The 24,038-nt window shown below is 63.8% G+C and carries 23 protein-coding genes and 1 tRNA gene; 18 read left to right on the top strand and 6 right to left on the bottom strand.

What is annotated here, in order from left to right:
- Window positions 1-53: 53 nt before the first annotated feature.
- Genes phnC through ING15_RS16595 form a run of 5 tightly spaced genes read left to right on the top strand, consistent with a single transcriptional unit; the run spans window position 54 to window position 4,472 of the window.
- Window positions 54-911 (top strand): phosphonate ABC transporter ATP-binding protein, encoded by an 858-nt coding sequence (phnC, locus tag ING15_RS16615; RefSeq protein WP_206455960.1) that lies wholly within the window; start codon window positions 54-56, stop codon window positions 909-911.
- A complete protein-coding gene (gene phnD / locus ING15_RS16610) occupies window positions 908-1,768 on the top strand; it encodes a phosphate/phosphite/phosphonate ABC transporter substrate-binding protein (RefSeq protein ID WP_206455959.1) in 861 nt (286 codons plus the stop codon). The genes phnC and phnD overlap by 4 nt, the downstream gene beginning before the upstream one ends.
- A gap of 10 nt (window positions 1,769-1,778) precedes the next feature.
- Window positions 1,779-2,594 (top strand): phosphonate ABC transporter, permease protein PhnE, encoded by an 816-nt coding sequence (gene phnE / locus ING15_RS16605; protein WP_206455958.1) that lies wholly within the window; start codon window positions 1,779-1,781, stop codon window positions 2,592-2,594.
- An 11-nt stretch (window positions 2,595-2,605) separates the two neighbouring features.
- Window positions 2,606-3,604 carry a phosphonate dehydrogenase gene (locus tag ING15_RS16600; RefSeq protein ID WP_206455957.1) on the top strand — a complete coding sequence of 333 codons (999 nt, stop codon included), beginning with the start codon at window positions 2,606-2,608 and terminating at the stop codon, window positions 3,602-3,604.
- Window positions 3,516-4,472, top strand: a complete 957-nt coding sequence (locus ING15_RS16595; protein ID WP_232845831.1) for a LysR family transcriptional regulator — start codon at window positions 3,516-3,518, stop codon at window positions 4,470-4,472. The genes ING15_RS16600 and ING15_RS16595 overlap by 89 nt, the downstream gene beginning before the upstream one ends.
- 378 nt (window positions 4,473-4,850) lie before the next feature.
- On the opposite strand, the gene ING15_RS16590 is transcribed toward ING15_RS16595, so the two are convergent.
- Both ING15_RS16590 and ING15_RS16585 read right to left on the bottom strand, forming a co-directional pair.
- Window positions 4,851-5,117 (bottom strand): conjugal transfer protein TraD, encoded by a 267-nt coding sequence (locus ING15_RS16590; RefSeq protein ID WP_206455955.1) that lies wholly within the window; start codon window positions 5,115-5,117, stop codon window positions 4,851-4,853.
- A gap of 1 nt (window position 5,118) precedes the next feature.
- Window positions 5,119-5,445 carry a conjugal transfer protein TraD gene (locus ING15_RS16585; protein ID WP_206455954.1) on the bottom strand — a complete coding sequence of 109 codons (327 nt, stop codon included), beginning with the start codon at window positions 5,443-5,445 and terminating at the stop codon, window positions 5,119-5,121.
- A 171-nt stretch (window positions 5,446-5,616) separates the two neighbouring features.
- On the opposite strand from ING15_RS16585, the gene traA reads away from it, so the two are divergent.
- The 6 genes from traA (at window position 5,617) to ING15_RS16555 (ending at window position 11,735) form a co-directional block, all read left to right on the top strand.
- Window positions 5,617-8,745: a Ti-type conjugative transfer relaxase TraA gene (traA, locus tag ING15_RS16580; RefSeq protein WP_206455953.1), complete on the top strand. Its 3,129-nt coding sequence runs from the start codon at window positions 5,617-5,619 to the stop codon at window positions 8,743-8,745.
- Window positions 8,746-8,873: 128 nt separating this feature from the next.
- Window positions 8,874-9,092 (top strand): helix-turn-helix transcriptional regulator, encoded by a 219-nt coding sequence (locus tag ING15_RS16575; protein WP_206455952.1) that lies wholly within the window; start codon window positions 8,874-8,876, stop codon window positions 9,090-9,092.
- Between the two features lie 100 nt (window positions 9,093-9,192).
- The gene (locus ING15_RS19590) at window positions 9,193-9,339 is read left to right on the top strand and encodes a hypothetical protein (protein ID WP_232845830.1); all 147 of its coding nucleotides are present in this window, start codon (window positions 9,193-9,195) and stop codon (window positions 9,337-9,339) included.
- An 86-nt stretch (window positions 9,340-9,425) separates the two neighbouring features.
- Window positions 9,426-9,722 (top strand): type II toxin-antitoxin system RelE/ParE family toxin, encoded by a 297-nt coding sequence (locus ING15_RS16565; RefSeq protein ID WP_206455950.1) that lies wholly within the window; start codon window positions 9,426-9,428, stop codon window positions 9,720-9,722.
- A gap of 14 nt (window positions 9,723-9,736) precedes the next feature.
- Window positions 9,737-10,045, top strand: a complete 309-nt coding sequence (locus tag ING15_RS16560; protein WP_206455949.1) for a HigA family addiction module antitoxin — start codon at window positions 9,737-9,739, stop codon at window positions 10,043-10,045.
- 55 nt (window positions 10,046-10,100) lie between these two features.
- Window positions 10,101-11,735, top strand: coding sequence for a recombinase family protein (locus ING15_RS16555; protein WP_206455948.1), 1,635 nt, complete (start codon window positions 10,101-10,103; stop codon window positions 11,733-11,735).
- 332 nt (window positions 11,736-12,067) lie between these two features.
- Here the strand turns inward: ING15_RS16555 and ING15_RS16550 are convergent, their stop codons facing one another.
- Both ING15_RS16550 and ING15_RS16545 read right to left on the bottom strand, forming a co-directional pair.
- The gene (locus tag ING15_RS16550; protein WP_206455947.1) at window positions 12,068-12,691 is read right to left on the bottom strand and encodes a hypothetical protein; all 624 of its coding nucleotides are present in this window, start codon (window positions 12,689-12,691) and stop codon (window positions 12,068-12,070) included.
- Window positions 12,692-13,032: 341 nt separating this feature from the next.
- Window positions 13,033-13,107 (bottom strand) — tRNA-Gly (locus ING15_RS16545).
- 714 nt (window positions 13,108-13,821) lie between these two features.
- Here ING15_RS16545 and ING15_RS16540 point away from each other — a divergent pair.
- From ING15_RS16540 to ING15_RS16510, 7 genes are read left to right on the top strand one after another with little or no spacing between them, the layout of a single operon-like run.
- Complete coding sequence (locus ING15_RS16540) at window positions 13,822-14,949, top strand: transporter substrate-binding protein (protein ID WP_206455946.1); 1,128 nt, start codon at window positions 13,822-13,824, stop codon at window positions 14,947-14,949.
- A complete protein-coding gene (locus tag ING15_RS16535) occupies window positions 14,946-15,566 on the top strand; it encodes an ANTAR domain-containing response regulator (RefSeq protein WP_206455945.1) in 621 nt (206 codons plus the stop codon). The genes ING15_RS16540 and ING15_RS16535 overlap by 4 nt, the downstream gene beginning before the upstream one ends.
- Window positions 15,544-16,455 carry an ABC transporter permease gene (locus ING15_RS16530; protein ID WP_206455944.1) on the top strand — a complete coding sequence of 304 codons (912 nt, stop codon included), beginning with the start codon at window positions 15,544-15,546 and terminating at the stop codon, window positions 16,453-16,455. Before ING15_RS16535 ends, ING15_RS16530 begins: the two co-directional genes overlap by 23 nt.
- A complete protein-coding gene (locus tag ING15_RS16525) occupies window positions 16,452-17,372 on the top strand; it encodes an ABC transporter permease (protein ID WP_206455943.1) in 921 nt (306 codons plus the stop codon). The genes ING15_RS16530 and ING15_RS16525 overlap by 4 nt, the downstream gene beginning before the upstream one ends.
- Before the next feature lie 47 nt (window positions 17,373-17,419).
- A complete protein-coding gene (locus ING15_RS16520) occupies window positions 17,420-19,120 on the top strand; it encodes an ABC transporter substrate-binding protein (RefSeq protein WP_206455942.1) in 1,701 nt (566 codons plus the stop codon).
- Window positions 19,110-20,054 carry an acetamidase/formamidase family protein gene (locus ING15_RS16515; RefSeq protein WP_206455941.1) on the top strand — a complete coding sequence of 315 codons (945 nt, stop codon included), beginning with the start codon at window positions 19,110-19,112 and terminating at the stop codon, window positions 20,052-20,054. The genes ING15_RS16520 and ING15_RS16515 overlap by 11 nt, the downstream gene beginning before the upstream one ends.
- A gap of 56 nt (window positions 20,055-20,110) precedes the next feature.
- Window positions 20,111-21,874 carry an ABC transporter ATP-binding protein gene (locus tag ING15_RS16510; protein ID WP_232845829.1) on the top strand — a complete coding sequence of 588 codons (1,764 nt, stop codon included), beginning with the start codon at window positions 20,111-20,113 and terminating at the stop codon, window positions 21,872-21,874.
- A 210-nt stretch (window positions 21,875-22,084) separates the two neighbouring features.
- On the opposite strand, the gene choV is transcribed toward ING15_RS16510, so the two are convergent.
- Together choV and choW are read right to left on the bottom strand one after the other, a co-directional pair.
- Window positions 22,085-23,125: a choline ABC transporter ATP-binding protein gene (choV, locus tag ING15_RS16505; protein ID WP_206455939.1), complete on the bottom strand. Its 1,041-nt coding sequence runs from the start codon at window positions 23,123-23,125 to the stop codon at window positions 22,085-22,087.
- Entirely contained in the window at window positions 23,122-23,964 is an 843-nt protein-coding gene (gene choW, locus ING15_RS16500) for a choline ABC transporter permease subunit (protein ID WP_206455938.1), read from the bottom strand. Before choW ends, choV begins: the two co-directional genes overlap by 4 nt.
- Window positions 23,965-24,038 lie beyond the last annotated feature (74 nt).

The following is a 24,038-nucleotide window of genomic DNA, read 5'->3' as shown; positions in this document are numbered from 1 at the left end:
CTACGCATTGCGAAACGCAATGTTTTCGCTTCTCGCATCATGGATCGTGAATTATGAGGTGTGAACCAGCCCTGAAGTCACCGCCGGGGGGGCTGCGGGTCAGCAATGTCGGAGTGACCTATCCGAATGGGGTCGTTGCGCTCCAATGCGCCAACGTCGAATTCCGTAAGGGCGAGTTTACGGTCCTACTGGGGCTTTCAGGTGCCGGGAAATCGACCCTGCTGCGTTCGCTGAACCTGTTGGTGCGCCCCACCTCCGGCGAGGTGGTCTCGCCTGAGTTCGGGGCGCTAGGCTCCGCGAAGGCATTGCGCCAGCATAGGCGCCAGACGGCGTTCGTCTTCCAGCATCACCAGCTGATCGAGCGCTTCAGCGCCTTGGCGAACGTGCTCACGGGACGTTTGGGCTACCATGGAACGTTGCGGAGCTTCTTTCCGCTGCCCCGCCCGGAACTGGAACTCGCCCTTCATTGCCTCGAGCGCGTCGGCCTGGCCGACAAGGCGATGAGCCGCGTCGACCAGCTGTCCGGCGGCCAGCAGCAGCGCGTCGGCATCGCGCGGGCGCTCGCGCAGCAGCCGACCCTGATTCTGGCCGACGAGCCGGTCGCCAGCCTCGACCCGGCGACTTCGGAGAAAGTGCTCGGACTGTTGCGCCAGATCTGCAAGGAGGACGGCATCACCGCCGTCGTCTCGCTCCATCAGCTGGAATACGCCCAGCGTTTCGCCGATCGAATCGTCGGCCTTGCCAATGCGCGCATCGTGTTCGACGGGGCCGCGCGGGACCTCAGCGAGGCCCGGCTCGGCGAGATCTATGCCGGGCACAAGCGCCCGAACGAGCAGGCGCCCGAGAGTCCCATGGGCGGCGAAATCCCCGTCAAACCCGTGTTCACCCCCGAAATGGAGATGTCCCTATGAACCGCTTGCTGAAACTTGCCCTGACCGCCGTCCTGGCCATGGGGCTGACCGCGCCGGCGATGGCCGCCGAGGCCAATCCCGACACGCTGAAGGTGGCCCTGCTGCCGGATGAGAATGCGTCCGAACTGATCAAGCGCAACCAGCCGCTCAAGGATCACCTTGAGCGTGAGCTCGGGAAGGAGATTGAGCTGATCGTGACGACCGACTACTCGTCGATGATCGAGGCGATGCGCTTCGGCCGGATCGATATCGCCTATTTCGGCCCGCTCTCTTACGTGCTGGCCAAGACGAAAGCCGAAATCGAACCGTTCGCGGCGATGGTCAGCGACGGCAAGGCGACCTATCGGGCCGTGGTGATCGCCAACGCCGAAGCCGGCGTGAACACCATCGGCGACATCAAGGGCAAGAAGGTCGCCTTCGGCGATCGCGCCTCCACCTCCAGCCATCTGATCCCGAAGTCGATGATGGCGGAAGCAGGGCTGGTGCACGAGCGCGACTATCAGCAACATTTCGTCGGCAGCCACGACGCCGTGGCTATGAACGTGGCCAACGGCAATGCCGACGCCGGCGGCCTTTCCGAGGTGATCTGGAATACGCTGATCGAACGAAAGCTGGTCGACGCGAGCAAGGTCAAGGTCCTCGGCTACAGCAAGGACTACCCGCAATATCCTTGGACGATGCGGTCCGACCTCGACCCGGCGCTGAAGGACAAGATTCGCGGTTCCTTTGTCAACCTGAAGGACGCGACGGTGCTGAAGAACTTCAAGGCGGACGGTTTCGCGCCGATCGCCGACACGGACTACGACGTCATCCGCGAATTGGGCAAGCTGCTCAATCTCGACTTCGCGACGATGTGAGGGGGCGAAGATGTCGACCGCAACCGCCGAATCCCGCACGAGTCACTACTATCTGGATCAATACGGTCGGGCATGGATCCGCCAGACCGCCCAGGGTGCCGCCGTCCTCGGGATCGTGCTGATAGCGTTCTGGTATGTCGGCATCCTGGATTTCGGAGTGCTGGCCGACGGGATCCCGGCCATTCTGACGCTCGGCGGCGAAGCGATGCCGCCGGACTTCACCAATGCGTGGGACTGGATCAGGCCGCTGGTGGATACCCTGGCGATGAGCGTTGCCGGGACGGCGATGGCGGTGATCCTTTCCTTTCCGCTGGCTTTCCTGGCCGCCCGGAACACGGCCCCGCATCCGGCCGTGTTCCACCTCGCCCGCACGCTGCTCAACGCGCTCCGCTCGGTACCCGAGCTTATCATGGGCATCATCTTCGTGGCGGCGGTCGGCTTCGGCGCCCTTCCGGGCGTCCTGGCGCTCGGGCTGCACTCGGTGGGCATGGTGGGCAAGTTCTTCGCCGAGTCGATCGAGCATATGGATGAAGCACCGGTCGAGGCGGCGCGAGCGGCGGGCGCCACCCCGCTCCAGGTGCTGTTTCACGCCGTGCTGCCGCAGGTCCTACCGCAATTTGCCGACGTCTCCATCTATCGCTGGGAGTACAATTTCAGGGCGTCCACGGTAATGGGCATGGTGGGCGCGGGCGGCATCGGCTTCGAGTTGATGGGGTCGCTGCGCATCATGCAATATCAGGAAGTCAGCGCCATCCTGCTCGTCATCCTTGCGATGGTCACGCTTGTCGACGGGATGAGCGGCTACCTCCGCAAGAAGTTCAAATAAGGTTGGCTGGTGTGAAACCACGTGTCGTCATTACCCATGCAGTTCATCAGGAGGTCCTTGACCTGCTCGGGGCCGAGTGTGACCTCGACGCCAATCAGACGCCCGAGACCCTGCCCGCGGAAGAAGTCGTTCGCCGCGTCAGCCAAGCCGATGCCATGATGGCCTTCATGCCGGATCGGGTGGATGCCGCCTTTCTGGACGCCTGCCCGAAATTGAGGGTCATCGGTGCGGCGCTCAAGGGTTATGACAATTTCGATGTTGCCGCCTGTACTGCCCGGGGTGTGTGGCTGAGCTTCGTGCCCGACCTCCTGACCGTTCCGACGGCCGAACTGGCGGTCGGCCTCACGATCGGGTTGACGCGGAAGATGATCCCGGCCGACGCCAAGGTGCGCGGCGGCAAGTTCGCCGGCTGGCGGCCGGAATTCTACGGTCTGGGCATCAGCGGCTCAACCATCGGCATTGTCGGGATGGGCGCGATCGGGATGGCGCTCGCTGAGCGGTTGAACGGTTGGGGCGCGGTGCTGCTCTACGCCGACCGGACGCCGGCTTCAGACACCGTCGCGGCCCGCCTCGGGATCGCTCGGCGCAGCCTGGACGGTTTGCTGGCAGAATCCGATATCGTGATCCTCGCGCTGTCGCTCGCCGCAGACACTGTCCACGTCATCAATGAGAGGACCTTGAGGCTAATGAAACCGGGCGCCTACCTCGTCAATCCGTGCCGCGGCTCCGTCGTGAGCGAGGCGGCCGTGCTGACGGCGCTGAGCAGCGGTCGGCTGGGCGGCTACGCTGCTGACGTATTCGAGTTTGAAGATCGCTCGCGCGAGGATCGGCCCCGCGAGATCCAGGCTGGGCTGCTAAACCATCCAGATACGATATTCAGTCCGCATATCGGCTCGGCCGTGCAAAAGGTCCGTCTGGCGATTGAGTTGCGCGCGGCGGAAAACATCCTTCAAGTGTTCTCCGGCAAGAGGCCGATGGATGCCGCCAACGAACCGGGACAGGTGGCATAGTGCTGCAATGCTGAATCCCGTATGGGTCCGGACATTTCTGGCTCTCATTGACCACAGGAGCTTTCAAGCGGCGGCCGAGCAGCTTCACATTGCTCAGCCGACAGCCTCGCTGCACATCCAGAAGCTGGAAGAACAGCTTGGCGCCTCGCTGTTTCATCGATCCCGGACCGGCTGCGACCCGACGCGCGAGGCGCTGAACTTTCTGCCCTATGCCCAGAGCATCCGCCGAGCAAACGAGCGTGCGCTCGCCGCGATTTCTGGGGAACGGCTCCGAGTCGGCGCCAGTTCGAACATCGGCATCTACCTTCTCCAGCCCCACATCCGATCCTATCTTCAGGCCCGTCACCCCTCCGCTTTCGAAATCGTGATCGACCGCAACCCAAGCATCGCAGCGAAGCTGGAACACGGCGAGGTGGATGTGGCCGTAATGGAGTGGTGGGACAACCGCTCAGGATTCCGCTCCAAGCATTGGCGACGCGAACCGGTCGTGGTGATCGTTCCACCGGACCATCCGCTGGCGGCTCGGTCCAAAATCGACCGAGAGTGCCTGGCGGGATTCGAGCTTCTCGGCGGCGAATCCGGCACCGGGACGGGAAGGCTACTCGCCAAGTTCTTCGGCGACAGTCCCCAGATGCCGCGGATTTCCCTTGAGTTGGGCAGTACGGAAGCCGTCAAGCAGGCGGTGAAGGCCGGGATCGGCATTTCCCTGGTTCTGGCCTCGGCCGTTACCGATGAAGTGACGGCCGGAACCTTGCGGGCCATTCCCTTCCTCGAACCACCGCTGCACAAGGACTTGTTCGTCATTTGGCGCATTGCGGTTTCAGGCGCGCCCGTCCCGACCTTCGCCGGACATCTCCTGGGTGTTTGATCCCATGCTTTGATGGTTCATTCTTGCTTGTCGTCCGACTCAAAGGATGCGCTATGGGCCAGATTTTGCATGGGAGTTGAGGTTAAGCTGTTCCTGTCTGTCTTCCTTTCCGGCCGTTCCGCGGGTCACGCGCTTCTCTTCGCTGTCAGCGCAAGGCTGCCGCATGACGGGGGTCAGGAGAGCGAGACGTCTCAGTGCCTAAACCCAACCGCCGACTGTCCGGCGAAACGGGGTCCACTCCAGCCACGTAGTAATGGCAAGATCGCACAAGCGACCGCAGAAGCACAACGTCCTGACGTTCGCCGTCTTTGCGCGGCGGTGCCGCGCGATGGCGGGCAGCGCTGCGATATGTGGAGTCTTCGCGCCGCCCGCCATCGGTCACGCCCGAACCTGCTGCAACTGCGAGGTGGTCGGCGTTTTAGTCTCCTGTTCCGCCGCGAACGCCTGTTTTCCCTTTTCGGCCCAGAGCGTTCGCGCTCGTTGTCCATCGTCGCTCTTGAGCTTTTCGGCGACCCAGATCATCGCGCCGTAGATCATGGCGCGATCATCGCCGGTCAGGTCCGCAATGCCGGACTTGACGACGAGGCCGCCGAGTTCAATCAGATGCCGCGTGCGTTTGCGGCGTTCGACCTGCCAGGTGCGCATGTCATGCCGCGCCCGCGCCGCCTGATGCCGATTGCGCGCTGCCCGATTGCGTCGGAGCGCCGCCAATGTCGCGGTCAGATGCTTTTGCAGATCGCCGCGATTTGCTGCGAAAGAACGCGGCCCCGCGCTTGGCCCAGGACTCCTTCCTTCCGGCATCCGTTGTTTCGGCCAGCACGATCAGCGCGCTCGCCAGTTCCTCGGGGCTGAACGCATCGGCGCCGGTGGCGATCACCAATTCGCCGAGTTGTTGCACCTTGCGGGTTTTCAGTTCCCGCGCCTTGTCTTCGAGAGCTTTCAGTTCCGCGTCATAGTCCCGTGGCTTGCGCATGGCATCCCCCATAAGCTGTCGATGCAGCGATGTTAGTTGAGCGCCTGCCGCAATGCTGTAAGGTTATCGGGACGGTCTGGCACGCGCCGGTCCATCCCGATATTTTTTCGAGGGAGGGCGCGCTTATACGTCGTTCCGACGTGCGCTTGACCGTGCCAATGCTTGATCGCGATGGCGATCTATCATCTTCACGTCAAGGTCATTGGCCGCAAGGCCGGGAGCAGCGCGGTTGCCTCCGCCGCTTACCGTTCCGCCTCGCGGATGCGCGACGAGCGGATTGACCGCGTTCAGGACTTTTCCGCCAAGCGCGGCGTCGTCCATTCCGAGGTGCTGCTGCCGGAAAACGCGCCTGAGGCATGGAGCGACCGCGAACGACTGTGGAACGACGTCGAAGCCTTCGAGGTCCGCAAGGACGCACAGCTTGCCCGCGAGGTGGAATTCGCCATCCCGCGTGAGATGAGCAAGGCTCAGGGCATCGAGCTCGCCCGCGACTTCGCGCAATCGGAATTCGTCGACCAGGGCATGATCGCCGACCTCAATGTGCATTGGGACATGGGCGAGGACAGCACGCCCAAGCCCCATGCCCATGTCATGCTTACCATGCGCTCGGTGGACGAGAACGGCTTTGGCCGGAAGGTCCGCGACTGGAACCGCACCGAGATGGTCGAGCGGTGGCGCGAACGCTGGGCGGAACTCGCCAACGAGCGGCTGGTCGAACTCGACATCGACGCGCGCATCGATCATCGCAGCCTTGAAGCGCAGGGCATCGGGCTTGAGCCGCAAAGCCAGATCGGCGCACCCGCGCAGCGCATCGAGACACATCGTGCCGAGTCACATCGCATCGAGACACATCGTGCCGAGACACGTCGTGCCGAGACACGTCGTGCCGAGGACGACGGCATCAAGACACGACGTGTCAAAGGCGAAGGGATCGAGGCGGCCGCCACCGTTGCGGATCGGGCCGAGATGCACCGGCAGATCGCCCGCGACAATGGCCAACGCATCATCGCCGATCCATCCCTTGCATTGGATGCGATCACGCATCAGCAATCGACCTTCACGCGGCGCGAGATGGCGCGGTTCGCGCATCGGCACAGCGACGGCATCGTCCAGTTCAATGCGGTGACACATGCCATAGGAAACGCGCCCGATCTGGTCGAACTGGGAGGGGACCGACGCGGCGAGGACCGGTTCACCACCCGCGACATGATCGAAGCCGAACAGCGCCTGCACCGTGCCGCCGAACTCATGGCCGGGGCCGAACGCCACGAGGTCGATGACAGGTACACAGTGGCCGCACTGGCGCATGCCGAACAGCGCGGCCTTGTCCTCTCCGGCGAGCAGGCCGATGCGCTGGCGCATGTCACCGACGGGCGCGGTCTGGGCAGCGTGGTCGGCCATGCCGGGACGGGAAAGAGCGCGATGCTGGGCGTCGCGCGGGAAGCCTGGGAAGCGGCGGGATATGACGTTCGCGGCATCGCTCTGTCCGGCATCGCTGCGGAAGCCCTCCAGAGCGGATCGGGCATAGCATCGCGCACCATCGCCAGCATGGAACATGGCTGGCGGAACGGCCGCGATCTGCTCACCAGCGGTGACGTGCTGGTGATCGATGAGGCCGGCATGGTCGGCACGCGCCAGATGGAGCGCGTGCTGTCCCATGCCGCCGACGCCGGCGCGAAGATTGTCCTGGTCGGTGATCCGCAGCAGCTACAGTCCATCGAAGCGGGCGCAGCCTTCCGCTCGATCCACGAACGCCACGGCGGCGCCGAGATCGGCGAAGTTCGCCGCCAGCGCAAGGACTGGCAGCGCGACGCCACGCGCGATCTGGCGACCGGCAGAACCGGCAATGCGATCCATGCCTATGACAGTCATGACATGGTCCATGAGGCCCAAACGCGGGAACAGGCGCGCGATGATCTGATCGACCGCTGGGACCGCGACCGGCAGGCCGAACCGCATCGCAGCCGGATCATCCTCACCCATACCAATGCCGAGGTGCGCGAACTCAATGAAGGGGCGCGGGAGCGAATGCGGAACGCAGGCGATCTGGGCGATGACGTGCGTGTCATGGTCGAGCGCGGAGAGCGTAGCTTCGCCAGTGGAGACCGCGTCATGTTCCTGCAGAACGAACGCGGCCTTGGCGTGAAGAACGGCACGCTCGGCACCATCGTTGAGGTCAGCCCGCAGAGCATGTCGGTGCACGCCGATGACGGGCGCAGTATCTCATTCGACCTGAAGGACTACGACCGCATCGACCACGGCTATGCGGCGACGATCCACAAGGCGCAGGGCATGACCGTGGACCGCACCCATATGCTGGCGACACCGGGGATGGACGCCCACGGCAGCTATGTCGCCCTGTCCCGGCACCGCGACGGCATGGATCTGCATTATGGCCACGACGACTTCGCCGGTCAGGACCGGCTCGCTCGCACCCTGTCGCGCGACCGGGCCAAGGACATGGCATCCGACTACGAGCAGATCGACCCGGCGCGGGATTACGCCGAACGACGCGGCATCACTTTCCGCGCCCGGGTTGCCGAGATCGTGCGTAAGGTCGTGCCGGAAAAGGTGCGCGGCATGTTCGACGGGTTGCGCCTGCCCGCCGATGGCGGACAGGGGCCGGAACGGGCAGCGCCGTCGCCGGGCGCTGGCGAAGCGCAGGGGCCGGTACGGGAAAGCGCTGCGGCGGAGGTCCGGCGGACGACGGATGCGCCTGAAAGAGCCGTGGCGGCGGACCGGGAGGCGGCGCTGCGCAAGGCCCGCACCGATGCGCTCATCCGTCATGCCCGCGCGGTGGACGCGATATTCGGCGCCGAAGATGCGGGCGGCAAGCGAAGCCCGGACCAGATGCGGAAACTTTCCGACGCTCGCAAGGCTTTCGAGGGCGTGCGGCCTCATGGCTGGCGCGATGCCGAAGCCGCCTACGTGAAAGAGCCCCGCCTCGCCCGAGAGGCAGGTGCACGCAAGGTCAACCGCGCCATCCGGGCGCTCCAGCTTGAAACCGAACTGCGCACCGATCCGCAACGCCGCGCCGACCGCTTTGTCGAGCGCTGGCGGAAGCTCGACCGCGCCAGCCAGCATCAATACCAGGCGGGCGACATGGCGGGCTACAAAGCCACCCGGTCGGCAATGGGCGACATGGCCAAGAGCCTCGAACGCGATCCGCAGATGGAATCTCTGCTCGCCAACCGCAAGGCCGCACTAGGCATCGACATGGAGGCTGGCCGCCGACTCGGCGCGGCCCTCGCCCTCTCTCACGGTCTCGACCTCGGGAGAGGGCGCGGACTTGGGCTGTAATCTTTCCTATGTGCCGCCGTTTCCATCCGGCGCCGCGACGATTCCCCGAGCCCTCTTGCGCCCCGGCAAGGGCCTGTCCTGACTGGCCAAAGAGCCGTCAGAAACCGCCAGCCGGAGGCATCGCATCCATGCCCGCACCAGACCGTATCGTCCGCCTGACCACCGTTCTCTCCCGGACGGGCCTGTCTCGCTCCACCATCTATCGAAAGATCGCTGAGAGTACTTTTCCGGCCCAGATCAGGATCAGCATCAACGGCGCCGGATGGCGAGAGTCCGATATCGACCGATGGGTCGAAGATCCCGTATCGTGGAGGCCCAACAGCAAGTTCGACTTCGATGACTTCTGATCGAGCGGACGACGGCGCAGGGGCAGCACCCCGTTCCCGGCGCGTCAGGCCGCCGACCGTATCGGAGCAGCTTGAAGACCTGCTCGGATACCATGTGCCCATGGGCCGACCGCCCAAACATGACCTGTCCACATGGACCGTCACCGACGACTGGCCCCATCCCGTTCCGGTCACACAGGCCGAGGTCGAAGTGTTCGAGCAATGGTTCGGTGATCTCTTCGACGAACTCTTCCGTCCCGGCGGCTGACCCGACGCTGAGCGATGGGAGATCAACAGGAAGCATTGCAATATGAGTTACAGTGTGGTACATCTGCTCAGACTTGGGGGAAGCGAATGATCGTCGGCTTTCGGGATGACTGGTTGCGGGCCTTTTTTGTGGATGATGTTCGCTCCCGCAATATCCCGTCCGATCTTGAAGCCCGGTTGTTCCGCAAGCTCCAGATGATTGACGACGCCGTAACCGATCAGGACCTGCGCGTTCCGCCCAGCAATCACTTCGAGAAGTTGCGCGGTAATCTGACGGGGTTCCATTCAATCCGCGTCAACCAGCAATGGCGGCTGATCTTTCGCTGGAATGGCAAGCGCGGGGAGGCGGACGGGATTTATCTGGACGATCACAGTTACCGATGAGAGCGAGGCAGACCATGTTGACCACGAAGCGCAAGCCGGCCACTGTCGGTGAAATCCTGACCGAAGAGTTCATGCAGCCGATGGGCCTGACCCAGGGCGCGCTCGCCGAGGCGATGGGCGTTCAGCGCAAGCATGTCAACGAGTTGTGCGGCAACCGCAGGAATGTGACTGCCGCGACCGCGCTTATCCTCGCGCGCGTGTTCGGCAACAGTCCCGACTTCTGGCTCAACGTGCAGCGGCGCAACGATCTCTGGGAAATCATGAACACGCCAGGGGAGCGCGAGCGTATCGAACGCGCCCGCCCGTTGAAGCGCGCCGCCTGAGCCTCATACGACCGGATTGTTCGGTCCCGACACTCGTTTGAGAAGGAGACCGGACATGCCCGTCGCCTCTTCCACGATCCCCCAGCGCGCCGCGCTCTATCTCCGCGTCTCGACGGCGCGGCAGGCCGAGCATGACGTGTCCATCCCAGACCAGAAGCGGCAGGGCGAAGCTTACTGCGCTTCGCGCGGCTACCAGCTTGTCGAGACCTTCATTGAACCCGGCGCATCGGCGACCACTGACCGCCGCCCCGAGTTCCAGCGCATGATCGAGGCGGGCACCAGCAAGCCGTCACCCTTCGATATCGTCGTGGTCCATTCGTTCAGCCGCTTTTTCCGCGACCACTTCGAGCTTGAGTTCTATGTCCGCAAGCTCGCCAAGAACGGCATCAAGCTCATCTCCATCACGCAGGAGATGGGCGACGATCCGATGCACGTCATGATGCGCCAGATCATGGCGCTGTTCGACGAGTATCAGTCCAAGGAGAACGCCAAGCATGTGATGCGGGCCTTGAAGGAGAATGCCCGGCAGGGCTTCTGGAACGGCTCGCTGCCGCCTATCGGCTACCGTGTCGCCGCAGCCGAGCAGCGTGGAGCCAAGACCAAGAAGAAGCTGGAGATCGACCCGCTACACGCCGACACGGTGCGGCTGATCTATCGACTCGCGTTGGAAGGTGACGGCACCAGAGGCCAGATGGGCGTCAAGAACATCGTCTCCTACCTCAACAGCCGCCGCATCCTCACCCGCGACGGCGGACGCTGGGGTATCGGGCAGGTCCACCGCATTCTGACGCGCCGCACCTATATGGGCGAGCATGAGTTCAACAAGCGTAGCAAGTCCAAGGAACTGAAGCCGGTCAGCGAGATCGTGACGGTTCCGGTCCCGCCGATCATCGACCGGGAGACGTTCGACGCGGTGCAGGCGCGGCTCAAGGCGCGCAATCCCAAGGTCATGCCCGCCCGCGTCATCAGCGGGCCGACCATGCTCACCGGCCTGATCCATTGCGCCAAATGCGGTGGGGCCATGACGATCCGCACCGGCAAGGGCGGGCGCTACCGCTATTACGCCTGCTCGATGAAGGCGCGGCAGGGACCAACCGCCTGCGAGGGCATGGCCGTGCCGATGGAGAAGCTGGACGATCTGGTCGCCGATCACCTTGAGAGCCAGCTTCTTCAGCCCGAGCGGCTGGAAACCATCCTCGCAAGCGTGCTCGACCGGCGGCAGGAGCAATCCGAGCGCCGCAGCGACCATATCGCCGAACTGAATAAGCGGGCCGCCGAATCGGAACTGCGGCTCAAGCGTCTCTACGACGCCATAGAGGCGGGCGTGGCCGACATCGACGATCCCGCGCTCAAAGACCGCATCGACGGGCTCAAGGCCATCCGGGATCAGGCCAAGGCCGACGCAGAGCGAGCGCAGGCCATGCTCGACAACTCCGGCAGCAAGGCCGTCACCCCGCAGTTGGTCCGCGCTTTCGCTAAAACCGCCCGCCAGCGCATCCGGCTCGAAGGCGGCGGCTACCGCCGCGACCACCTGCGTGCGCTTGCCCAGCGTGTCGAAGTCGCCGATGGCGAGGTTCGGATCATGGGATCGAAGTCTCAGCTGCTACGGGCGCTGATCGGAAAAAATGGCGTAAATTCAGTGCCCACTCAGGGACTGAAGTGGCGGACCGAGCGGGATTCGAACTTGTGATGTCGATGAACACATTCGCTATACCCAGTGCAAGAAATCGGAGATTGAACGCAAAGCAGCCGCCCAGAGAGCGGCCTAAATGCTTGTTATATTTGCGTGACCAGCAATTGATGATGGAACCTATTGCGGGGACAGGACTCGCACCTAAAAGTTCTCGTAACCAAGCAAATGTAGCTCAGCAAACGAATTTGGTCATAGCACTGTAATGGCGGCAACGCTCCTCCGCTACCATTTTCCGCTTTTATGTCCGAATTCCTGCACCTAAAACTTCTGCGCGGTGATCGACGCGGGAGCGTCTTGGACGTCGTTGCGACTGGGCGCCGGTTGCATCGCTATTTCGCGAAGCAGTAGAGCAAGCCGTCCCCGCCAGTGCCTTGCAACGCCTCTTGGCCGCAACCGCGCGAGGGATGCGACGAGTTCCAGGATTTGGCCTCGGCGGAATCGTCGAGCCCCGTGCGATCGTGATGGCCGACCATGGCGCTGCCTTCGCCACTCGACATCCAGTTCTCGCAGGTCGCTTCGTGCGCGGTGCCGTCCGGGAGCGATCCGGTCAGGATATCATGGCGGTTCGGCTGATCGCCGCGGCCGTTCACCACCTCGCCGTTTTCGTCTAGCGCGGTTGTCTTGGTAATGTTGTTCGCTTCGCTGTGCAGCGCGTCGAGGTTCTCGGCGATGGTTTCGCCCTGCGCGTTGACCCAAGGGCCCGTGCCAATGCGATCACGTGCGTCGGTGTCGCTCGTGCTCAGATAGGCCGCCCAGGTTTTTCCTGTTACGCCGGCAGCTTCGGCGAGATTGGTGCAATGGGTGTCGGCTCCTTCCAGTCCGCCGAGATCGGCGCCGTCGCCCGGCCCCTGGCTGGTGACGAAGAAGCTCATGGGACTGTCTTGAGCCATGGCGGGAAAAACAGCGCCCCCTGCGATAAGAGTAGCGACAAACAACACGGACGAACGCGTCATGGCTTCCTCCTCTAATGAGTCCAAAGCCAGATTAAGACAAGTCGCCGAGATAAGGGATCAAAATGTCGTGCGCCAGCATCGCGAGAAACACGCCCACCACACTGGGGCGGCGGTGACCCCGCAGATCCGAACGAGACAGGATGATGCTGCGGGTGGTATCTGGCTCCGTCGAGTTGAACACTTCAAGAAGCTTGTTCCTGCCACACTTGTAACCGGGAGGTAACCACCACCGTCCGGCGACACGAATCAGCGCCTCGCCCGGCCTCGGTTTCAACCGCTGCTAAAACGCGAGAAGCCCCGGTAAGACAGGGTCTTGAACCAGCGCTTACAATGGGAAAAATTGGAGCGGGCGATGGGATTCGAACCCACGACCCCAACCTTGGCAAGGTTGTGCTCTACCCCTGAGCTACGCCCGCCCGCTCCGGGCGGCACTTCGGTGCCGCGGACGGGCGGTATATGGCGGAAAGCGCGATCGATTGCAACAGGGAAATGACGGTCGCCCCGGATCGCGCGCGGTCGTTCGCAAGCGGCTCGCGAATGGCCATCCGCGCCCCTCGCCATGGGAGAAACTGACATGGCGCGTGCCGACGCAGATGAAGCCGCGCTCGAGGATCTCCAGCACCCACAGCGTCCTGGTTTCGAAGTAAACGATGCCATTGCAGCGTTGGCGGTCGGAAGTGACCAAGTCGAATGTCCGAAAAAGGCAACGACGTCCGTGCAGCCGAGCTTGGTGATCGAGGCCCTCCTGTCCGACTCAAGGCGCGGTCGAGATGATGCAGCCGGCAATTCGCGAGCTCGGCGCTCAACTTGATCCAAGCCGCCTTGGCCGCCACGAGGGATACGGGCTCGCTGCCCTGGCGAAGAAGATCTGCGCGACCTCGCGCATGCATCTACGAATGCGGCAATCGGCGTTACCGGCTCTCCGCAGGGAGCGGCATGGAGACTACCAAGTGCTCTCTGCTTAAAAATCATGCATGTAAAAAATAGATGCAGGTCGATTGACATTGGAAGACGCGCTGATACGCTTCTCGCTCAAATACCGGCCCTGACCGCCGGACGGCATCCGAGCCCCGCGCGCCAAGATCGACTGATCGACCTTGGCGCGCGGGGTTTTTTGTTTGAGGCTTGTGGTGAAGCAGCGGATCGAAATCGGCATCTTGTACTCACGCTCGGGCAATTACCGCCTGTTGTCGGAGGCATGTCGTGACGGTGCGATGCACGGTATCGCGACCGTTAACGCCGATCCGGCTTCGCGTACGGAATTGGTTCCGATCGAGCGTGATCCCGAAGGGCAGATCGATCGCTACGCGCCGCTCTGCGAGGACATCCTGCGCACCAGTTCGGCCCGGCATGTCGTCGGCTGCATCACGTCCTGGAGCCGCAAGGAGGTGATTCCGGTTCTGGAAAAGACCGGCGGGACGTTGTGGTATGCTTGCCCCTACGAGGGCTTCGAGTCGAACGAACATGTCGTCTACATGAACGCCTGCCCGAACCAGCATCTGGTTCCGCTGCTCGGCTATATCGTGCCGCGCTTCGGCCGCGACGCGTTCCTCGTCGGTTCCAACTACATCTGGGGGTGGGAAACCAACCGAGTAGCGCGCGACCTCGTCAGTGATGCCGGCGGCCAGATTCTCGGCGAACGCTACCTGCCGCTCGGCGATGTCGATGTCGGCCGGCTGATCGACGAAATCCGGGCCACCCGCCCCAGTTTCATCCTCAATCACCTGATCGGGCCGTCCTCTTACGCGTTCTTCGCGGCCTATGAACAACTGACGCGGGACGATCCATGGTTTTCCGCTGCAACCTGCCCGATCCTGTCCTGCAACCTGACCGAGATCGAACTGCCGGCGATCGGCGACGCCGCACAAGGGCACATCGCCGTCGGCCCGTTTTTCGATGACGGGACAACCCGGTGGCCGCAGCGAACGGCGAGTTCGGAACAGCCCGTTCAGCCCCGTCCGTCCTCCTTCTTCGTTTCGGCTTTCAGTTCGGTCATCGTCCTGGCCGACATGATGTCGGCCGGCGAAAACCAAGGCAATCTCGATTTTGCCGGCCGGACTTTTGCGACGCCGTTCGGACCCATCGCGATCGATCCCCAGACGCAGCATGCCAGCCTGCCGGTCAAGATCGGGCGCGTCGCCGGCCAGGCTTTCGAGGTGGTTGAAGAGGTCGCAAAGCGGATCGATCCCGATCCCTATTTGTCGCGCTACGATCCGCTCGCCACCTTCGGCCGCCCGAACCTGAGGGCCGTGTCATGACGCGCCGCGATCGCATTCCCAATCTCGGCGGCGCTACGGCCTACATCCTGCATCGCCCGCATGGCGCGACCGCCGCTCTAGTCCGTCAGTTGATCGCCATCGGCCTGTCGCCGTTCGGGTGCTGGCCGGATCTACCGCCCGAAGCGCTCGGTGCCGATTTCGTGTTCTTCGACGCGGATATGGGCTTCGATGCGCAATTCGCCTGGGCGCCTGGTGAGGCCCCCATGCCGATGATCGCGCTGATTGGCTCGGAAGCGCCGGGCCGGATCGAATGGGCTCTGTCGCACGGTGCCGACTCCCATCTGGTAAAGCCGGTAGGCAATTCCGGCATCTACAGCGCGTTGTTGATCGCCCGTCAGGGCTTCGAGGCCCGCCGCAGCCTCGCCGAAGAGGTGAGGAGCCTCAAGGAACGGGTGGCCGAGCGTCAAACCATCGTCAGGGCGGTGGTTACACTGGCGGCCGATGGCGTCGGCGAGGATCGCGCCTATGCGCAATTGCGGGCCTTGGCGATGAACTGGCAGACGACCATCGAGGAAGCGGCGCGGAAGTTTCTTTCGCTGCAACAGGACCAGGACCCAGCACACGGAGGGCGCGATGAGCGATTTACTCGCCTCTGAGCCGCTGCGGCCGGGGACCGTTTCTGGCGTGAAGCGAAAAGGCATTCTTGCGCAGCTCCTCGCCCGACCACTCGCGGTTGTTGGACTGGCGATCATCGTCCTGACCGTTGCGGGCGCGCTGCTCGCGCCCTGGCTCACTCCCTACGATCCGAACGACCAGCTCTTCGATGGCCTGACGTTGGAAGGTGCCCCGATGGCGCCAGGCGGCGCCTTCGCGCTCGGCACCGACCTCTTGGGGCGCGATCTCCTGACGCGCATTCTCTACGGCGCGCGCACCTCGCTGATCATCGGCATTGCCGCCAACGGCGTTGCGCTGCTGATCGGCACGCTGATCGGGGTCACCGCCGGGTTCTTTCGCGGATGGACAGGGACCATCCTCATGCGCTTCACCGATCTGATGATGGCGTTTCCGGCGCTGCTGCTGGCGATCTGTCTCGCCGCCGTGCTGTCGCCGAGCCTGTGGATCGTCGCGCTGGTGATCGCGTTGGTCAATTGGGTGCAAACCGCCCGCGTCATCTATACCGAGACGAGTTCGCTGGCCCAGCGCGAATTCATCGAGGCCGAACGCTCGATCGGCGCGGGCACGCTACGCATCCTCTTTCACCATATTCTGCCGCATCTCCTGCCGACGATCATCGTCTGGGGAACGCTCGGCATCTCGACCACGGTCCTCCTGGAAGCGACGCTCTCCTATCTCGGCGTCGGCGTGCAGCCGCCGACGCCCTCCTGGGGCAACATCATCTTCGAGAACCAGACCTATTTCCAGGCCGCGCCGTGGCTGGTGTTCTTTCCCGGCGCGGCGATCCTGACACTGGCGCTGGCCTTCAACCTCGTCGGCGACGCGATGCGCGACATCCTCGACCCGACCCAGCGCGGGAGGTTATCGTGATCGCCTACCTCGCCCGGCGTCTCTTCCAATCCATCCTGATTCTGCTCGGCGTGTCGCTGATCACCTTCGCGCTGTTGTATCTGCTACCGGCCGACCCGGTGCGCCAGATCGCCGGGCGTAGCGCGACGCCGCAGACGGTCGCGAACATCCGCCGCGAACTCGGGCTCGACCAGCCCTTCCTCGTGCAGTACGGCCGTTACCTTCTCGGCCTCGTCCAGGGCGATCTCGGCCGGTCCTATCTGCAACGCTCGGAAGTGACCACGCTGGTCATGGCACGGCTGCCGGCGACCCTCTTGCTGATGGCCGGGGCAATCGTCTGCGAACTGGCTCTCGGGCTGACCATGGGGCTGATTGCCGCTGTAAAGCGCGGCACGGCGACCGATCAGGCGCTGATGGTCGGCTCCTTCATCGGGGTCTCCGCGCCGCAATTCGTCGTCGGCCTGCTGCTGCTCTACGTTTTTGCAGTGCGGCTCGGCTGGTTTCCGATCGGCGGCTACGGCACGTTCTCGCATCTCGTCCTGCCCTCGGTGACGCTCGGCATTCTGGGCGCCGGCTGGTACTCGCGGATGATGCGCTCCTCGATGATCGACGTCCTGCGCCAGGACTATATTCGCACCGCCCGCGCAAAGGGCCTGCCACGCGCCACGGTGCTGTTCCGTCACGCGCTGCCCAACGCGATCTTGCCCGTGATCGCCATGATCGGCATCGACATCGGCCTGTTCATGAGCGGCATTGTTGTCGTGGAGAGCGTCTTCGGCTGGCCCGGTATCGGCCAACTGGCCTGGCAGGCGATCCAGCGCGTCGACATCCCGATCATCATGGGTGTGACGCTGGTCTCGGCCTGCGCCATCGTCCTCGGCAATCTGCTTGCCGACATCGTCACGCCCTTCATCGACCCGCGCATCAAGCTGCGCTGACCACGCATTTCAACCCATCCTCTCGAACCAAGAAAAGGATTGACCCGATGAAAGCATGGCTCACCTCCACGGTCGCAGCCTCGGCGCTCAGCCTCGCGCTGGCAACCGTTCCCGCCGCCGCTCAGGATAGTCCCGCCAAAGCGCCGGACGCAACGAACGCCGCAGCGGCAGCCGATGCCGCCTACACGCCCGATCCAGATGCCAAACAGGGCGGCGCGATCGTCATCACCTACAAGGACGACGTCGCGACGCTCGATCCGGCGATCGGCTACGACTGGCAGAACTGGTCGATGATCAAGAGCCTGTTTGGCGCGCTCATGGACTATGTGCCGGGAACGACCACCCTCCGTCCCGGCCTCGCGGAAAGCTACGACATCTCGGAAGACGGAACCGTCTTCACCTTCCACCTGCGCGAAGGTGTCAAGTTCCACAATGGCCGCGAGATGACGGCGGACGACGTGAAATATTCGCTTGATCGCGTGACCAACCCGAAGACCCAGAGCCCCGGCGCCGGCTTCTTCGGCTCGATCAAGGGCTACGCCCAGATGACCGACGGGAGCGCGGAATCGCTCGAAGGCGTGACCACCGTCGATCCCTTGACCGTGAAGATCGAATTGTCTCGGCCGGACGCGACCTTCCTGCATGTCATGGCGCTGAACTTCTCCTCCATCGTGCCGAAGGAGGCGGTAGAGGAATATGGCGCCGATTTCGGTAAGAACCCGGTCGGCACCGGCGCGTTCAAGCTGGCGGAATGGACGCTCGGCCAGCGCCTCGTGTTCCAGAAGAACCCCGACTACTGGCGCGACGGCGTTCCGTATCTTGACCAGATCACCTTCGAAATCGGCCAGGAGCCGATCGTCGCGCTGCTGCGCCTACAGAGCGGCGAGGTCGATATCCCGGGCGACGGCATTCCGCCGGCGAAGTTCCAGGAGGTTATGAACGATCCTGAGCAGAAGGCTCGGGTCGTCGAGGGCGGCCAGTTGCAGACTGGCTACATCACCATGAACACGCAGATGGAGCCCTTCGACAAGAAGGAGGTTCGCGAGGCGGTCAACATGGCAATCAACAAGGACCGCATCGTCCAGATGATCAACAACCGGGCGCTGCCGGCCAACCAGCCGCTTCCGCCGTCGATGCCGGGCTATGACAAGAGCTTCGAAGGCTATCCCTACGATCCGGCGAAGGCCAAGGAGATGCTGGCCGAAGCCGGCCTGGCGAACGGGTTCCAGACCGAACTCTTCGTCATGAACACCGATCCGAACCCACGCATCGCCCAGGCGATCCAACAGGATCTGTCCCAGATCGGCATCAAGGCCGACATCCAGGCTCTGGCCCAGGCGAACGTGATCGCCGCCGGCGGCGAGAAGGACGGCGCGCCGATGATCTGGTCGGGCGGAATGGCCTGGATCGCCGACTTCCCGGATCCGTCGAACTTCTATGGGCCGATCCTGGGCTGCGACGGCGCGGTCCCGGGCGGCTGGAACTGGTCCTGGTACTGCAACGAGGAACTCGACAAGAAGGCCGCGGCGGCGGATGCGATCGTCGACCCCGCTAAAGCTAACGAGCGCGCCCAGATGTGGAGCGAGATCTACGGTGCGATCATGGCCGATGCGCCGTGGGTGCCGGTGTTCAATGAGCAGCGCTTCACCATGAAGTCGAAGCGTATGGGCGGCGCCGACAACCTGTATGTCGATCCCGTCCATATCCCGATCAACTACGATTATGTGTTCGTCACCGATGTGCAGTAACTGCGACTACACGATCCACGCCCGGCAGCATCATTTCGGCTGGGACAATTCGTTCGAACCGGTCGCGCGTGTCGCGCCCGGTTCGACGATCGAATTCGAATGCCTCGACTCATCTGCCGGGCAGCTCACGCCGGATTCGACCGTGGCAGACGTCCGAACTCTCGACTTCGGCAAGATCAACCCCGTCAACGGCCCGATCTTCGTCGAAGGGGCCGAGCCCGGCGACGCGCTGAAGATCACCGTCGAGGCGTTCAAGCCGTCAGGCTTCGGCTGGACGGCCAACATCCCCGGCTTCGGCCTCCTCGCCGACGACTTCAGGGAGCCGGCGCTGACGATCTGGAAATACGATCCGGCCAGTCTCGAACCGGCGCTGTTCGGCAGCCAGGGCAGGGTGCCGCTCAAGCCCTTTGCCGGGACGATCGGCAACGCCCCGGCCGAGGCAGGTCACCACTCGATCGTGCCGCCGCGCCGGGTCGGCGGCAATCTCGACATACGCGATCTTGCCGCGGGCACAGTGCTGTACCTGCCGGTCGAGGTTGCGGGCGCATTGTTCTCCGTCGGCGACACTCACGCCGCACAAGGCGACGGCGAGGTCTGCGGCACCGCCATCGAAAGCCCGATGAACACGGTGCTGACCCTCGATCTGGTCAAGGACGCTCGGCTCAAGATGCCGCGCTTCACGACGCCGGGACCGGTTACCCGTCATCTCGACGCCAAGGGCTACGAGGTGACCACGGGCATCGGCTCCGACTTGATGGAGGGGGCGAAGGCTGCAGTTTCGCAGATGGTCGATCTGCTGGCCGGTCGTTACCGGATGGACCCGGTCGAGGCCTATATGCTGGTCTCGACCTGCGGCGACCTGCGGATCTCGGAGATCGTCGACATGCCCAACTGGGTCGTCTCGTTCTATTTTCCCCGTTGCGTCTTCGAATGATTCTCGCGGGGCGGCACCAACAGTCCGGGGCATCCTTTGCCCCGGCCGGTACGAAAATGGGGAGGGAGGCGCCGGCGGCACCCGTGCTGACCGTCGACGGGCTGACCGTCCTCGTGGGCGGCGAGGCTGGCCCACGGCCTGTGGTATCGGGCCTCGCCTTCACGCTCGGTCGCGGCGAAACATTGTGCATCGCCGGAGAATCCGGCTCGGGCAAATCGATGACGGCGCTGGCGATCATGGGGCTTCTGCCCAAACCGGGGGCGCGGATCGAGGCCGGCGTGATGCGGCTCGACGACACTAACCTGGCGACGCTCGACGAAGTGGCGATGCGGCGCGTGCGCGGCGACCGGATCGCAATGATCTTCCAGGAGCCGATGACGTCGCTTAATCCGGTGCTGACCATCGGACGGCAGCTGACCGAGGCGATCCGGGCCCATGACAATGTCGGGCGCGCCGAAGCCCGGCGTCGCGCGATCGAGGCGCTGAACGCGGTAAGGATACCGGAGGCGGACAGCCGGATGGGGCAGTATCCGCACGAGCTCTCCGGTGGCATGCGCCAGCGTGTGATGATCGCTATGGCGCTGGCGCTCAGGCCCGATGTCCTCATCGCTGACGAGCCGACGACGGCGCTCGACGTGACGGTGCAGGGGGAGGTGCTCGAACTTCTGCGCGAACTTCAGCGGGACCTCGGCACGGCGATCATCCTGATTACCCACGACATGGGCGTCGTCGCCGAGATGGCAGATCGTGTCATCATCATGCGCGAGGGCCGCATGGTGGAAGCGGGATCGGCGGAGGCAATCTTCGCCGAACCCCAGGTTGCCTACACCAAGGAACTGCTGGCGGCCGTGCCCCGGATCGGCGGCGGGACGGGCCGGGTCGCCACGCGGCCGACGAGCATCGCCGGAACGCCGCCGGTGGTCGGCGTGCGCGGTCTCACCGTTCGCTTCGATCTTCACGGCGGTTTTTTTGGCCGGGTTGATCGGCGGGTTCACGCGGTGGAGGGCGTTTCCTTCGATGTCACAGCCGGAGAAACGCTGTCTCTGGTCGGCGAGTCGGGCTGCGGCAAGTCGACCACCGCCAAGGCGCTGGCCGGACTGGTGCCCTATAGCGGCGACATCGTCGTCGGCGGGCGCAATATGGCGGGCCTCGCGCGCAAGGACGCAAAGGCGATCCGTCGCGATATCCAGATGATCTTCCAGGATCCCTTCGCCTCGCTCGATCCGCGCATGAGAGTCGGAGATCTCGTGGCGGAGCCGATGGTGATCCACGGCATCGCGTCGGGCGCAGAGCGCCGCGAGCGGGTGGCCGGATTGTTCGAGCGCGTCGGCCTATCACCCGACCAGATGAGCCGCTACGCGCACGAATTTTCCGGCGGCCAGCGCCAACGGATTTGCATCGCCAGGGCGCTGGCGCTGCGACCGAAGCTGATCATCGCCGACGAGAGCATTTCTGCGCTCGACGTCTCGGTACAGGCACGCGTGCTGGAACTCCTGCGCGAGCTGCAGGCCGACTTCGGGATCGCCTATCTGTTCATTTCCCATGACATGGCGGTGGTCGAGAACATCTCTGACCGCGTCGCCGTCATGTATCTTGGTCAGATCGTCGAGACCGGTACTCGCGATCAGATTTTCTCGGCTCCGCAGCATCCTTACACGCAGCGGCTGATCGAAGCGGTACCGGTGCCGGATCCTACGCGGCGACGGCACCAATTCCCGCGGCTCGACCAGGAGATTCCGAGCCCCGTGAGGAAGCTGGGCGAAGCGCCGGAGCGGTTGGTGCTGACCGATCGCGGCGCCGGCCATCTGGTGGCGGCATGAGCAACGTCGGCGCCATGTGATAGGCAGACACCGCGACTGAGCTCTCGCACGAAAAGTTCTCGTCGCGTTTCCAGTCCGGCAAGAACTTCGTCGACGGCGTCGGCTTGTCCGTAAAGCGCGGCGAGACCTTGACGATCGTCGGCGAATCCGGCTGCGGCAAGAGCGTGGCCGCGCTCGCTGCAACGGGCCCCCGCCAATGCTGTCCGGGTATCAGTGGCGCATTAGCGCGTCGACGATCTCCTGAGCTCCAATCTGACCGACCACCCGTCCGTTGCGGGAGACGACCACCGCGCCATTGCCGCCGGAAATCGATTCCATCACACGTCTCAGCGGCGTGTCGGGTTCGGCCATCGCCGCGACCCGGGCCGGGGCTGAGCCGCTCGATGGGGCTAGCGGCTTCATCACGTTTTCGGCGGTCAGGACATTGAGCGGGTTCATGTGGGCGACGAAGTCGGAGACGTAGTCGTCCGCAGGCCTGAGCACGATGTCCTGTGCGGTGCCGATCTGGACAATGCGGCCGCCCTCCATGATGGCAATACGGTTGCCGATCTTGAAGGCCTCATCGAGATCATGGCTGACGAAGATGATCGTTTTCTTCAGGCGTTGCTGGATTTCCAGAAGTTCGTCCTGCAGCCGCGCCCGGATCAACGGATCGAGCGCCGAGAACGGCTCGTCCATCAAAAGGATCGGCGCGTCGGTGGCAAAGGCGCGGGCGAGACCGACACGTTGCTGCATGCCACCGGATAATTCGCCGACGCGGCTGTCCGCCCAGTCACCAAGGCCCACAAGATCGAGCTGGGCCATGACCCGCTCGCGGCGCTTGGCGCGGGGCTCGCCTGCCAATTCGAGACCGAGACCGACATTCTCGGCGACGCTGCGCCAAGGCAGCAGCGCGAATTGCTGGAAGACCATCGCCACTTCGTGACGGCGCAGTTCGCGCAGGCGTTTCGTTCCGCAATCCTTCGGGTCAACCGTCCCATTGCCGGTATCAATCACCACGCGGCCACGGGTAATGGGAGCAAGGCCATTGACGGCGCGCAGCAAGGTCGACTTGCCCGAACCCGACAGACCCATCAGAACGGCGATCTCGCCGGCACTGATGTCGAGCGAGGCATCGGCAACGCCCAATGTCACACCGGTTGCCTCGCGGATTTCGCTACGGCTCTTGCCCGCATCGACCAGCGGCAGCGCCTGCTCGGGTTTCCTGCCGAAGCAGATCGAGACGTTCTGGAAGGAGACGATCGGACTCATGAGCGCGTCTTTTCGTCGATGCGGAAGAACCGGTCGAGGATGATGGCGAGGAGTACGATCGCCAACCCGGCCTCGAAACCCTGGCCGATATTGATGCTGTTGAGCGCGCGCAGCACCGGAACGCCGAGGCCCGGCGCGCCGACCAGCGCGGCGATCACGACCATCGACAGCGACAGCATGATCGTCTGGGTCAGCCCGGCCATGATCTGCGGAAGCGCGTAGGGAATCTCGATCTTGAACAGCCGTTGCATCCGTGTCGCGCCGAACGCGTCGCCGGCTTCGAGTAGTTGCCGCGGCGTCGAGGCGATGCCGAGGCGGGTCAGCCGGATCGATGAGGGCAGGGCGAAGATTACCGTCGCCACCAGTCCCGGCACCACGCCGAGCCCGAACAGGATCAGCGCCGGGATCAGATAGACGAAGGTCGGGATCGTCTGCATCAGGTCAAGCACGGGTCGAAGACCGGCGTAGAGCCAGTTGCGCCGGGCGGCGGCAACCCCCAGCGGCACGCCGATCAGCATGCAAACGGCGGTCGAGGCGAGCACCAGTGCCAGCGTCTCCGTGGTGTCGTTCCAGAATCCGAGATTGATGATCAGCAGCAGGCCGCCGATGGTGAAGATGACGATCGGGATCGAGCGACGGGCGGCGTAGGCGATGGCTCCGAAGGCTGCGACGACCACAAAGGGATGGGGCCACTGCAGCAGAAAAAGGACAGCGTCGATGAAGGCGCCGAGGCCATTGCTGATCGCGTCGAAGATGAAGGTGAAGTTGGCGGTCAGCCAGTCGACGAAAGCCGAGGCGCCTTCGCCGATCGGCAGAGGATGATTCTGGAGCCATTCCACGGGCCGGGGGTTCCTTCCTGGTCGGGTCTGCTCTTAGAGCATCGGACGACAATATAGATGCGGTTCTGTTTCTC

This window comes from Aurantimonas marina (assembly GCF_017183135.1).
GTDB lineage: Bacteria > Pseudomonadota > Alphaproteobacteria > Rhizobiales > Rhizobiaceae > Aurantimonas > Aurantimonas marina.
The sequence above is the reverse complement of the archived record's forward strand: the minus strand, read 5'-3'. Positions and strand labels throughout refer to the sequence as shown.

Bases quoted from the DNA above. Each gene is read 5' to 3' on its own strand.
- phnE (WP_206455958.1), top strand. From the start codon at position 1,779: ATGTCGACCGCAACCGCCGAATCCCGCACGAGTCACTACTATCTGGAT.
- choV (WP_206455939.1), bottom strand. From the start codon at position 23,125: ATGAGTCCGATCGTCTCCTTCCAGAACGTCTCGATCTGCTTCGGCAGG.
- ING15_RS16550 (WP_206455947.1), bottom strand. From the start codon at position 12,691: ATGACGCGTTCGTCCGTGTTGTTTGTCGCTACTCTTATCGCAGGGGGC.
- ING15_RS16515 (WP_206455941.1), top strand. From the start codon at position 19,110: ATGTGCAGTAACTGCGACTACACGATCCACGCCCGGCAGCATCATTTC.
- ING15_RS16535 (WP_206455945.1), top strand. From the start codon at position 14,946: ATGACGCGCCGCGATCGCATTCCCAATCTCGGCGGCGCTACGGCCTAC.
- ING15_RS16565 (WP_206455950.1), top strand. From the start codon at position 9,426: ATGATCGTCGGCTTTCGGGATGACTGGTTGCGGGCCTTTTTTGTGGAT.
- ING15_RS16555 (WP_206455948.1), top strand. From the start codon at position 10,101: ATGCCCGTCGCCTCTTCCACGATCCCCCAGCGCGCCGCGCTCTATCTC.
- phnD (WP_206455959.1), top strand. From the start codon at position 908: ATGAACCGCTTGCTGAAACTTGCCCTGACCGCCGTCCTGGCCATGGGG.
- ING15_RS16510 (WP_232845829.1), top strand. From the start codon at position 20,111: ATGGGGAGGGAGGCGCCGGCGGCACCCGTGCTGACCGTCGACGGGCTG.
- phnC (WP_206455960.1), top strand. From the start codon at position 54: ATGAGGTGTGAACCAGCCCTGAAGTCACCGCCGGGGGGGCTGCGGGTC.
- traA (WP_206455953.1), top strand. From the start codon at position 5,617: ATGGCGATCTATCATCTTCACGTCAAGGTCATTGGCCGCAAGGCCGGG.
- ING15_RS16575 (WP_206455952.1), top strand. From the start codon at position 8,874: ATGCCCGCACCAGACCGTATCGTCCGCCTGACCACCGTTCTCTCCCGG.
- ING15_RS16530 (WP_206455944.1), top strand. From the start codon at position 15,544: ATGAGCGATTTACTCGCCTCTGAGCCGCTGCGGCCGGGGACCGTTTCT.
- ING15_RS16520 (WP_206455942.1), top strand. From the start codon at position 17,420: ATGAAAGCATGGCTCACCTCCACGGTCGCAGCCTCGGCGCTCAGCCTC.
- ING15_RS19590 (WP_232845830.1), top strand. From the start codon at position 9,193: ATGGGCCGACCGCCCAAACATGACCTGTCCACATGGACCGTCACCGAC.
- ING15_RS16585 (WP_206455954.1), bottom strand. From the start codon at position 5,445: ATGCGCAAGCCACGGGACTATGACGCGGAACTGAAAGCTCTCGAAGAC.
- ING15_RS16590 (WP_206455955.1), bottom strand. From the start codon at position 5,117: ATGCGCACCTGGCAGGTCGAACGCCGCAAACGCACGCGGCATCTGATT.
- ING15_RS16560 (WP_206455949.1), top strand. From the start codon at position 9,737: ATGTTGACCACGAAGCGCAAGCCGGCCACTGTCGGTGAAATCCTGACC.